Origin of the sequence: Streptomyces sp. SID4985, from assembly GCF_009863025.1 — a bacterium.
GTDB lineage: Bacteria > Actinomycetota > Actinomycetes > Streptomycetales > Streptomycetaceae > Streptomyces.
On record NZ_WWIR01000027.1, the window covers coordinates 1 to 10,949 of the forward strand.

A 10,949-nucleotide genomic window follows, 5' to 3' on the forward strand; every position below is an offset into this window, starting at 1 on the left:
TCGATGGACTTCGCCTACGGCGAGTCCTTCACCGAGTCCAGCCCCGAGGCGTACGAGCGGCTCATCCTGGACGTGCTCCTCGGCGACGCCAACCTCTTCCCCCGCACGGAGGAGGTCGAGCTGTCCTGGGAGATCCTCGACCCGGTCGAGGAGTACTGGGACACCCACGGCAGGCCCGCGCAGTACAAGTCGGGTACATGGGGTCCCGCCGAGGCGGACGAGATGCTCGCACGAGACGGACGGAGCTGGCGCCGGCCATGAAGATAGACCTGACCGGAACCACCGCCGGAGAGATCAACAAGGCACTGGTGGAGGGCCGCCGGGCGATCGGCACCCCCGCCGTCGGCATGGTCCTCACCCTCGTCGTCGTCACCGACGAGGAGAACGCCTACGACGCGCTGCGCGCCGCCAACGACGCCTCGCGCGAGCACCCCTCGCGCACCCTGGTCGTCATCAAGCGGCACGCCCGCAGCCTGCGCGACCGCACCTCGTCCCGGCTCGACGCCGAGGTGAGGGTGGGCGCGGACGCGGGCACCGGGGAGACCGTGGTGCTGCGGCTGCACGGCGAGGTGTCCGACCACGCCGACTCGGTCGTGCTGCCGCTGCTGCTGCCCGACGCCCCCGTGGTCGTCTGGTGGCCGGTGGCCGCGCCGCTGGACCCGGCCAAGGACCCGTTGGGCGCGCTCGCGCAGCGCCGGGTCACCGACACCTATGCCGCCGAGCAGCCGGTGCGGGAACTGGCCGCGCGCGCCGAGACGTACACCCCCGGCGACACCGACCTGTCCTGGACCCGGATCACGCCCTGGCGCTCGATGCTGGCGGCGGCTCTGGACCAGGTGGTCTGCGAGGTCGCGGGTGTCGAGGTGGAGGGCGAGGAGTTCAACCCGAGCTGCGAGCTGCTGGCGATGTGGCTGGCGGACCGCCTCGCGGTGCCCGTGAAGCGGACGCTGTCGGCGGGGCCCGGACTCACCGCCGTCCGGCTGGACACCACGTGCGGGCCGATCGTGCTGGACCGCGCGGACGGTTCGCTGGCCACCCTGGCCATCACGGGCCAGCCAGCCCGCGCGGTCGCGCTCAAGCGGCGGGACACCGCCGAACTGCTCGCGGAGGAGCTGCGCAGGCTCGACCCGGACGACACCTACGCGGCGGCGCTGCGCTACGGCGTGGAGCGGCTGGCGCAGGCGGAGGACGCGGTGACGGGTCTGGCCGAGGTGGTGGCCGAGGACGTCGCGGCGGAGGAGGCGGCGGCCGAACAGGCCGCGGCCGAGGACGCGGTGACGGAGGTCGTGGCCGAGGAGGCGGCGGCCGAGGTCGTGTCCGAGGAGGCCGCGGCCGACCGGGCGGGTGCGGCGGAGAAGCCGACCCCCAACTCCCTCGCGAGGAAGGCGGCGTCGAAGTGAGCACTCCGCAACTGGTCGTGCACCGCGACAAGGAACTGATGGCCGAGGCCGCCGCGGCCCGTCTGATCACGAAGATCGTGGACGCGCAGGCTTCGCGCGGCCACGCCTCCGTGGTCCTCACGGGCGGCCGCAACGGCAACGGTCTGCTGGCCGCGCTCGCCTCCGCGCCCGCGCGGGACGCCATCGACTGGAGCCGCCTGGACCTGTGGTGGGGCGACGAGCGCTACCTCCCCGAGGGCGACCCGGACCGCAACTACACGCAGGCCCGCGAGGCCCTGCTCGACGCCGTACCGCTGGACCCGGCGCGGGTGCACCCGATGCCCGCCTCGGACGGTCCGTACGGCGCGGACGTGGACGCGGCGGCCGAGGCGTACGCGGCGGAGCTGGCCAAGGCGGCAGGACCCGAGGACCACGCCGAGGTGCCGGAGTTCGACGTGCTGCTGCTCGGCGTCGGCCCGGACACCCATGTGGCCTCCCTGTTCCCGGAGTTGCCGGCCGTCCGGGAGACCGAGCGCACGGTGGTGGGCGTGCACGGCGCGCCCAAGCCGCCGCCGACCCGCGTCTCCCTGACGCTGCCCGCGATCCGCGCGGCACGTGAGGTGTGGCTCCTTGCGGCGGGCGAGGACAAGGCCGAGGCGGTGGCCATGGCCCTCTCCGGCGCGGGCGAGGTCCAGGCCCCGGCGGCGGGCGCCCAGGGCCGGGCCCGGACGCTGTGGCTGCTGGACGCGGCCGCGGCGAAGGACCTGCCGCGTTCGCTGTATCCTCCGGCTTCGCCGTGAGAACCGCGGGCTGAGAACCGCCGAGAACACGCAGGGGCGGCGCGGGTTTCGACTCGCGCCGCCCTTCCGTGTGTTGACCGCCGGTCACTTGACCGACCCGGCCATCACCCCCTGCACGAAATGCCGTTGGAAGGCGAAGAAGACGGCCACCGGCACGATGAGGGAGAGGAAGGCCCCCGGTGCCAGTACGTCGATGTTGCTGCCGAACTGGCGTATCTGTGACTGGAGTTGGACGGTGAGCGGCTGGGACGAGCTGTCCGCGAAGAGCAGGGCGACCAGCATGTCGTTCCACACCCAGAGGAACTGGAAGATGGCGAGGCTGGCGAGGGCGGGGCGTCCCACGGGCAGCACCAGCTGGGTGAAGATCCGCCATTCGCCGCCGCCGTCCATGCGGGCGGCCTCCAGCATCTCCTTGGGGATCTCGGCGAAGTAGTTGCGCAGCAGGAACACCGCGAACGGCAGTCCGTAGGCGACGTGGAAGAGGACGACGCCGGGGATCGTGCCGAACAGGCCGAGCTGGCCGAAGAGTTTGGCGACGGGGAGCAGGCCGATCTGCACCGGCACCACCAACAGGGCGACCACCAGCAGGAAGAGAGGCTCCCTGAGGGGGAACTCCAGCCAGGCGAAGGCGTATCCGGCGAGCGCCGCGAGGACGACGACCAGTGCGGTGGTCGGCACCGAGATCAGCACGGTGTTCCAGAACGCCTGCGTCATACCGGAGTTCTTCAGCAGGGCCGTGTAGTTGTCGAAGGACAGCTGGCCGGGACTGGTGAGCGCCGTCCACCAGCCGCCCTTGGCGGTGTCCTCGGGGGTGCGCATCGAGGAGACGAACAGCCCCGCGAGCGGGGTCAGCCAGACCAGCCCGACCACCACCAGGAACGCCTGGACCAGGCCGTTGCCGAGGCCGCGCCGGACCGCGTTCATCGCTGACTCCTTCGGAAACGCCGGACGTTGAAGACCATCGCGGGGATCACCAGGAGCAGCAGGAGCACACCGAGGGCGCTGCCGAGGCCCTGGTTGTTGCCGCCGCCGAAGGAGACCAGCCACATCTGAGTGGCGAGGACAGTGGCGTCCTCCTGCACCGGGCCCGGGGCGATGATGTAGACGAGGTCGAAGACCTTCATCACGTTGATCACGAGGGTCACGAAGACGACCGTGAGCACGGGCGCGAGCAGCGGGACGGTGATGCGGCGGAAGATCTGCCACTCGTTCGCGCCGTCCACCCGGGCCGCCTCCAGGGTCTCCCGGGGCAGCGTGGACAGGCCCGCGCCGATGAGCACCATGGCGAAGCCGGTCCAGATCCAGAGGTACGCGCCGATGATCGCGGGGGTGACCAGCGCCGGGCCGAGCCAGGAGACGCCCTGGTAGGGCGGGGCGAAGTTGGCGCCGGGCAGCCGGAGCGTGTACGACCCGGCGGCGAGGTGGGTGAAGCGGAAGGAGCCGTCGGCGGTGGTGGTCGCGGTGGCGGCGGTGTGCCCGTCGCGCACGGCCTCGACCTTCATGCCGGGCAGCCCGCTCTCCTTGGCGTCGACCTGGCCCTGCTTCCCTCCCCCGCCGGGGGTGAAGTCGAGGTAGACGACACCGCGCACCTCGCCGGAGGGGGCGCTGCCCGACGGCTGCTGTGCGGGTGCGGCGCCCTTGGGCAGGTCCTTGGGCAGGACGCCGACCATCGGGAGGACGACGCCCGCGCCGCCCGGCGAGATCCCGGCGGCCGTGGTGTACGCGCCACCGGCGGCCGGGGTGAGCCCGTGGCCGGTGCGGGCGCGGGCGGTCGGGTAGGAGGAGGTTCCGGCGAAGGCGTCGTGGACGGAGACGACGGCCGCGTTGAGGACGCCCTTGTTCGGGTCCTCGTCGTAGGCGAGCCGGAAGATGATCCCGGCGGCGAGGAAGGAGACCGCCATCGGCATGAACAGCAGCAGCTTGAAGGCGGTGGCCCAGCGGACCTTCTCCACCAGGACGGCGAGGATCAGACCGAGCCCGGTGAGCAGGGCGGGGGCGACGACGACCCAGATGGCGGTGTTCCGGATGGCCTTCACCGTGGCCGGGTCCTGGAACATCTCGGTGTAGTTGCCGCCGCCGACGAACCGGGTGCCGGAGGCGTCGAAGAAGCTGCGGCCGACGGAGAAGAGCACCGGGTAGACGACGAGCGCGCCGAGCAGGAGCAGCGCGGGGAAGACGAAGAGGAGGGCGACCGCCCGGCCGCGCCGCCGGGTGCGGCGCTGGCGCGCCGGCCCGGCGGCGGACGGGGCCGCCTGTTCCTTGACGGGGACGGTGGCGGTCATCGGGCCACTCAGTTCTGGTAGGCCTTGGCCGCCGCGGACTCCAGCTTCGCCGCGGTGCCCTTGGCGTCGGAGGGGTCGCGCAGGAAGTCCTGGAGGAGCTTCCACTCACCGGCGCCCTTGGTGCCGCCGAACGCGGCCGGGGCCTGGTCGGACATGTCGAAGCGGACCGAATCACCGGCGCCCACAAGGGACTTGGCGGTGGCACGGGTGACGTCGTCACCGTAGGCGGCGAGGTCGAGGTTCTTGTTCGGGGACAGGAAGCCGCCCGCCTTGGCCCAGACGGCGGCGGCCTCGGGGGTGGCCAGGTACTCCAGGAGCTTCATGCCGGCCTTGGCGTTCTTGCCGTCCTTGAGGACGACCGCCGCGTCACCGCCGCTGACCACGGGCGCGGTGCCGCCGTCGACCGCCGGGAAGGGGAAGAAGTTCGCGTCCTTGCCGATGGTGCGGTGGAACTGGTCGTGGGCGACACCGGCCACGAAGTCGCCCTCGTAGACCATGCCCGCCTGGGGCTTGGGGCCGAAGACCTTCTCGACCGAGCCGGGGAAGTCGGTGTTCAGCGCCTCCTTGCTGCCGCCCGCGATCAGCTGCTTGTCCTTGAACAGCGTGCCGAGGGTGGTGAGCGCCTTGACCACGCTGGCGTCGGTCCACTTGAGCTTGTGGGCGGCGAGCGCGTCGTACTTCTCGGGGCCCGCCTGGGAGAGGTAGATGTTCTCGAACCAGTCGGTGAGGGTCCAGCCGTCCTGTCCGGCGACGGCGAAGGCGGCGAGCCCGGAGTCGGAGACGGTGTGCCCGGCCTTCAGCAGGTCGGCGTACGTCGTGGGGGGCTTGACGCCCGCCTGGTCGAGGGCGTCGGGGCTGTACCAGACGGTGGACTTGTGGGCGGCCTTGAAGTAGAGGCCGTAGAGGTGGCCGTCGACGCTGCCGTACTTCTTCCAGACCGGGGCGAAGCCCGAGTCGACCGACTTCTGGGTGGTGGCGGACAGCGGGGTGAGCCAGCCCTTCTGGGCGAACTGCTGGAGCACGCCGACCTGCGGGACCATCACCACGTCGGGGGCGTTGCCGCCCTCGATCTTGCTGCCGACGACGGTGGAGACGTTGTCGCCGGTGGAGGTGAACTGGGTCTTGGCGCCGGTCTTCGCGGTGAAGGCGTCGAGCACCTTCTGGAAGTTCTTCTGCTCGCTGCCGGACCACACACCGGCGACGGTGACGGTCTGGCCGGTGAGCGCCTTGTCGCCGCCCCCGGCGGAGACGGGCTTGTCGCCGCCGCACGCGGTCGCGCCGAGCGCGAGGACGAGGGCGGTGCAGCCGGTGAGCAGGGTGGTACGTCGTCGCATCATCGTCGATGCCCCTTCGATGGGTTGGGAGTTGACGGCGGATCGTGCTGTTGACGGCGGATCAGAGGTCGGCGAGCCACCAGGCGGCGGTGGAGCCGGGGAGCTCCCCGGCCGGGCAGGGGCCGCTGGCGAGCAGGGGGGTGCCGGGGACGGGCGCGGTCGTGGGCGCCGTGCCGAAGTTGACGGCGCAGACCAGGCCGTCACCGCGCGTGAAAGCGAGGACGCCGGGCTCGGTGTCGAGCCAGCGCAGCGTGCCGTCGCCGTCGCCCAACTGGGGCAGGGAGGCACGCAGTTGGAGTCCGTCGCGGTAGAGGTGCCAGAAGGAGCGGGTGTCGGCGAGGGCGCGCTCGGTGGCGTACTCGGCGAAGTAGTCGGGCTGGGGCAGCCAGGTCCTGACGCCCTCGACGCCGGTGGTGAAGCCGAACGGGCTGGCCTGTCCGGACCAGGGCAGCGGCACCCGGCAGCCGTCGCGGACCCGGGCGCGGCTGCCGGTGCGGTGGAAGACGGGGTCGGTGAGCACGTCGTCGGGGAGGTCGACGACCTCGGGCAGACCCAGCTCCTCGCCCTGGTAGATGTACGCGGCGCCGGGCAGCGCGAGCATCAGCAGGGCGGCGGCGCGGGCGCGGGCGGCGCCGAGTCCGCTGCCGCCGGGGGCGGGTTCGCCGTAGCGGGTGACGGTGCGGACCTGGTCGTGGTTGTTGAGGACCCAGGTGAGCGTGGAGCCGGTGCCCGCGATGTCCCGCATGGCCTCGGAGATGACCTTGCGGAAGGCGTCGGCGTCCCAGGGGGCGCCGAGCAGGTCGAAGAAGAAGGCCTGGTGGAGTTCGTCGGGGCGGACGTAGGCGGCGTGCTCGCGGGCGGTGGGGACGGAAACCTCGCCGACCAGGAGCCGTTCGCGGCCGTCGCGGGCGGTGTACTCCTCGCAGACCGCGCGCCAGCGGCGCCACACGTCGTGCACCTCGGGCTGGTTCCAGGCGAGCGGGTTGACCGAGTCGCGGGTGCGGGCGTCGGCCTCCGGGTCGTCGGAGTCGGGCAGTTCGGGGTGCTTGAAGAGTCCGGCGGCCACGTCGATACGGAAGCCGTCCACACCCCGGTCGAGCCAGAAGCGCAGGACCTCCTCGAACTCGGCGGGGATCTCGGGGTGGCGCCAGTTCCAGTCGGGCTGTTCCGGCGTGAACATGTGCAGGTACCACTGGCCGTCGTCGGTCCGGGTCCAGGCGGGTCCGCCGAACATGGCGTGCCAGTTGTTGGGCGGCTCGGCGCCGTCCGGGCCGCGTCCCTCGGCGAAGTGGAAGCGGGCGCGCTCCTCGCTGCCGGGCCCTGCGGCCAGGGCGGCGCGGAACCAGGGGTGCTCGCTGGAGCAGTGGTTGGGGACGATGTCGAGCAGGATGCGCAGGCCGAGCCGCCGGGCGTCGGCCATCAGCAGGTCGAACTCGGCGAGGTCGCCGAAGAGCGGGTCGACGTCGCGGTAGTTCGCCACGTCGTAGCCGTGGTCGTGCTGGGGCGACGGGTAGAACGGGCTCAGCCAGACGCCGTCCACGCCGAGCTTCTTCAGGTACGGAAGTCCGGCGCGGACTCCGGCGAGGTCGCCCACGCCGTCACCGGTGCTGTCCAGGAAGCTGCGGACATACACCTGGTAGATCACCGCGTCGCGCCACCAGTGGTGCCTTTTCATGCATGCATGTTAGGTAGCTGTTTCTCAGGGGTGTCAATGAGAAGAACGCACGGTGTCGCCAAGCAGGGCAGGCAAAAGGGGGCTTAACCGGGCAGGGTGAAGCGCTTCGATATGAGCGCGTTACTTAACAAGTAACTAGAAGAGCTAGCCGAGCTAGCGGCTGGCCACGGCGTCGAGTTCCCGCGCCAGCCTGCGTACGGCGGCGGCCGGGGTCTGCCGACCGGTCAGCGCGTCGTGCACGACCGCCTGGACGACCAGGCTGACCTGGTCGTAGCGTGGGCTCTTGGGGCGCGGGGCGGCCGTGAGCACGGCGGTGCGCAGGGTCGGCAGATACGGGAAGCGCCGGATCAGGTCCGGGTCCTGGTAGAGCGCGGCGCGCACGGGCGGCAGCGCGCCCCGGGTGAGGACCTGGCGCTGGACGGGCTCGCTGGTGAGGTAGGCGATCAGCCGGGCCGCCGAATCGGGGTGCCGGGCATGGGTGTTGACGGCCAGGTTGGAGCCGCCGAGCACGCTGGTGCCGGGGCCGTGCGGTCCGGGCAGCGTCACGGCGCCGATCTTCCCGGCCACCTTGGAGCCCTTGGCGGAGGCGACGGCGTAGGCGTAGGGCCAGTTGCGCAGGAAGAGCAAGTGGCCGTCCTGGAACGCCCGCTTGGACTCCTCCTCCTTGTAGGTGAGGGCCGCCTTCGGTATCCAGCCCTCGCGCACGCCCCGGGCCAGGAAGCCGATGCCCTCGCGGGCGGCGTCGGAGTTCACGGTGACGCGGGTGCCCTCGTCGCCGAGGATGGAGCCGCCGGCCGAGTACACCGCCTCGGCCGCGTTGACGGTCAGGCCCTCGTAGGGCAGGAACTGGCCCGCGTAGCCGTCGAGTCCGTACTTGGGCGCGATGGTCCGGGCGTCGTGCTCCAGCTCGGCCCAGGTGCGCGGCGGCGGCACGCCCTCCTTGTCGAGGACGTCCCTGCGGTAGAGCAGCAGGCCGGCGTTGGTGACGTACGGGACCGCGTACAGCCGTCCCTCGTAGGTGGCCGTGTCGACGACCGGGGGCAGGAAGGTCTTCAGCGGGAAGCGGTTCGGGGGCAGCGGGCGTATCCAGCCCGCCGCGGCGAACTCGGAGGTCCAGTTGACGTCGATGTTGAGGACGTCGAAGCGGCCCCGGTCGCCGCCGCGCAGGTCGGTGGTCATCTGCGCGTGGGTCTCGTCGGCGGAGTCCGGGAGTTCGACCAGGGTGACGCGCTCGGCGGGGTGGGCGCGGTTCCAGCCCGCGAGGAGCGGGCCGAGGTAGCCGGTGAGGTCACCCGCGGTGGCCAGGGTGAGCGGTCCGCGCCCGCCTCCGCCGTCGGCCCGGGCCCCGGAGGACACGCATCCGGCCAGCACCACGGCGAGAACGAGGAGCCCCCTACCGGCGGCGTGCGTCCACCGCATAGGTTCCTCCCCGTGCACCCCACGCGCCCCGGGCCTCATCGCCCGGGACCGAGCCATGTATACCCGTTAGGTATGCGCGATACTAGGGGGTGGAGCACATTCGGCGGACAGGAGGACAGCACGAGTGCGCCTGCCCCTCCTGGCACTCCTCGCACGCGGCCCCGCCCACGGCTACGAGCTGAAACAGGACCTTGAGCAACTGCTGGGCTCCGCGTACCCTCAGCCGAACGTCGGGCAGATCTATGTGACCCTCGGGCGCCTGGAGAAGTCGGGGCTGATCGCGGGCGAGGACGTCGAGCAGTCCGGCCGTCCCAACAAGAAGGTCTACCACCTCACCGACGCCGGGCGTGAGGCGCTGCACGTCTGGTTCGAGGAGACCGAGGGCGAGCCCCGGGTGCGGGACGAGTTCTTCATGAAGCTCGCGCTGGCCCCGAGGACCGGCCTCGCCGACCAGATCGACCTCATCAACAAGCAGCGGCGCCGCTATCTGAACACCATGCGGGACCTGTCACGCCTCGCGGCGGCCGAGGACCGGGACAACCGTGTCGCCCAGTTGCTCATCGAGGGCGCGATGCTGCATCTCCAGGCGGACCTCGACTGGCTGGAGCGCTGCCAGGAGGAACTGGAGGGGCCTCAGTGAGCGAGAAGCCGCCGCCCGTACTGCGGGCCGAGGGCCTGGAGAAGACCCACCACGGCGAGGGCGCCCCGGTGCGGGCCGTGCGCGGGGTCGATCTGACCGTGGCGCGCGGCGAGTTCGTGGCCGTCACCGGGCCCTCCGGCGCGGGCAAGTCCACGCTGCTGCATCTGCTCGGCGGCCTCCAGCGGCCCGACGCGGGCAGCATCCTGCTCGACGGCCGCCCGACGGACTCCTTCAGCGAGGCGCGCTGGGCGGTGGAGCGCCGCAAATCCATCGGCATCGTCTTCCAGTTCTTCAACCTGGTCTCCAACCTGTCCGTCGCGGACAACGTGGAGCTGCCCGCCCTCCTCGCGGGCGCCCCTCCGAAGCGCGCCCGCGCCGAACGCGAGGCACTGCTCGCCGAGCTGGGACTCACCGGCAAGGAGCGCGCGATGCCCCGCGAGCTGTCCGGCGGTGAGCAGCAACGGGTCGCGCTGGCCCGCGCGCTGGTCAATCACCCCCCGCTGCTGCTCGCCGACGAGCCCGCGGGCAGCCTCGACAGCAAGGGCACCCGCGAGGTGATGCGGCTGCTGACCCGCTTCCACGCGCGCGGCCAGAGCATCGTCCTGGTCACGCACGACGCACGCCTCGCGAGCGCGGCGGACCGCGTGATCAGCTTCTTCGACGGCCGCATCGCCGACGACGCGACACTCGACGGCACCCCGTCCCCGAGGCCCGGCACCTCGGGCGTGCTCGAACTGAGGGACTGACCGCCATGCGCAACCGTCCCGCTGTCACTGTCACTGTCACGAGGAGCTGAGCCCGTGCGTGCCACCCTGCGCTGGGCCCACTCCGATCTGCGCGCGCACCGCGGCGAGGCGCTGTTCCTGACCCTCGCCACCGCCGGGATCGTCGCCTCCCTGCTCCTTGCCGCCGCCCTGTTCGGCTACGCCACCAACCCCTGGCAGCGCGTCTTCACCCAGGCCCACGGCGCACACGTCTGGCTGCACACCGCGCCCTCCGCCGACACCGCCCGGCTCACCGGCCTGGACGGGGTGCGCGCGGTCGCCGGGCCGTACGACACCGAGGCCGCCACGGTGTCCTGCCGGGGCACCCGGGCCGCCGTGGAGCTGCGCGCGACCACTCAACTCCCCTCCGTGGGCCGCCCATTGCTCACCGCCGGGCACTGGCTCGACGCCGCCCGGCCGGACGGCGTGGTCCTGGAGAGCGGCCTGGCCCGCGCCCTGCTGGCGGAGCCCGGCGACACCCTCGCGCTGCCCGGCACCGCCCGCACCCTCACCGTGGAGGGCATCGCCGACAGCGCGGAGCCCCGCTACAGCGCGGGTGAGCAGCCGGGCCTGGTCTGGGCCCTGCCCTCCGCCGTCCGCGCCCCCGGCTACCAGGTCACCGGGCTGCGCCTGGCCGACCCGGCCGACACCGACTA

10 protein-coding genes and 1 pseudogene are annotated in these 10,949 nt (G+C 72.1%); 6 read left to right on the forward strand and 5 right to left on the reverse strand.

From position 1 onward, the window contains the following. The 3 genes and pseudogenes from GTW40_RS01060 to pgl form a co-directional block, all read left to right on the forward strand. Nucleotides 1-261: pseudogene (locus tag GTW40_RS01060) on the forward strand (glucose-6-phosphate dehydrogenase); the annotation flags it as partial. Beyond that, a complete protein-coding gene (gene opcA / locus GTW40_RS01065; RefSeq protein WP_161178242.1) occupies nt 258-1,400 on the forward strand; it encodes a glucose-6-phosphate dehydrogenase assembly protein OpcA in 1,143 nt (380 codons plus the stop codon). The pseudogene GTW40_RS01060 and the gene opcA, both read left to right, overlap by 4 nt. After that, nucleotides 1,397-2,179, forward strand: a complete 783-nt coding sequence (pgl, locus tag GTW40_RS01070) for a 6-phosphogluconolactonase (protein ID WP_161178243.1) — start codon at nt 1,397-1,399, stop codon at nt 2,177-2,179. The genes opcA and pgl overlap by 4 nt, the downstream gene beginning before the upstream one ends. Before the next feature lie 84 nt (nt 2,180-2,263). On the opposite strand, the gene GTW40_RS01075 is transcribed toward pgl, so the two are convergent. The 5 genes from GTW40_RS01075 to GTW40_RS01095 form a co-directional block, all read right to left on the reverse strand. Then, nucleotides 2,264-3,103: a carbohydrate ABC transporter permease gene (locus GTW40_RS01075; RefSeq protein ID WP_161178244.1), complete on the reverse strand. Its 840-nt coding sequence runs from the start codon at nt 3,101-3,103 to the stop codon at nt 2,264-2,266. Beyond that, nucleotides 3,100-4,461 (reverse strand): sugar ABC transporter permease, encoded by a 1,362-nt coding sequence (locus tag GTW40_RS01080; protein WP_161178245.1) that lies wholly within the window; start codon nt 4,459-4,461, stop codon nt 3,100-3,102. Before GTW40_RS01080 ends, GTW40_RS01075 begins: the two co-directional genes overlap by 4 nt. Before the next feature lie 8 nt (nt 4,462-4,469). Next, the gene (locus GTW40_RS01085) at nt 4,470-5,798 is read right to left on the reverse strand and encodes an ABC transporter substrate-binding protein (protein WP_161178246.1); all 1,329 of its coding nucleotides are present in this window, start codon (nt 5,796-5,798) and stop codon (nt 4,470-4,472) included. Between the two features lie 58 nt (nt 5,799-5,856). Continuing rightward, nucleotides 5,857-7,470 carry a glycoside hydrolase family 13 protein gene (locus GTW40_RS01090; RefSeq protein ID WP_161178247.1) on the reverse strand — a complete coding sequence of 538 codons (1,614 nt, stop codon included), beginning with the start codon at nt 7,468-7,470 and terminating at the stop codon, nt 5,857-5,859. Nucleotides 7,471-7,623: 153 nt separating this feature from the next. Next, nucleotides 7,624-8,889: an ABC transporter substrate-binding protein gene (locus GTW40_RS01095; protein ID WP_161178248.1), complete on the reverse strand. Its 1,266-nt coding sequence runs from the start codon at nt 8,887-8,889 to the stop codon at nt 7,624-7,626. A gap of 124 nt (nt 8,890-9,013) precedes the next feature. Between GTW40_RS01095 and GTW40_RS01100 the strand changes: the two genes are divergently transcribed. From GTW40_RS01100 to GTW40_RS01110, 3 genes are all read left to right on the forward strand, one after another. Next, on the forward strand, nt 9,014-9,529 hold the full coding sequence (locus tag GTW40_RS01100) for a PadR family transcriptional regulator (protein ID WP_161178249.1): 516 nt from the start codon (nt 9,014-9,016) through the stop codon (nt 9,527-9,529). Then, on the forward strand, nt 9,526-10,275 hold the full coding sequence (locus GTW40_RS01105; protein WP_161178250.1) for an ABC transporter ATP-binding protein: 750 nt from the start codon (nt 9,526-9,528) through the stop codon (nt 10,273-10,275). The genes GTW40_RS01100 and GTW40_RS01105 overlap by 4 nt, the downstream gene beginning before the upstream one ends. Nucleotides 10,276-10,329: 54 nt before the next feature. Further along, nucleotides 10,330-10,949: ABC transporter permease (locus GTW40_RS01110; protein ID WP_343245587.1), on the forward strand; the 620-nt coding region annotated here is incomplete at its 3' end.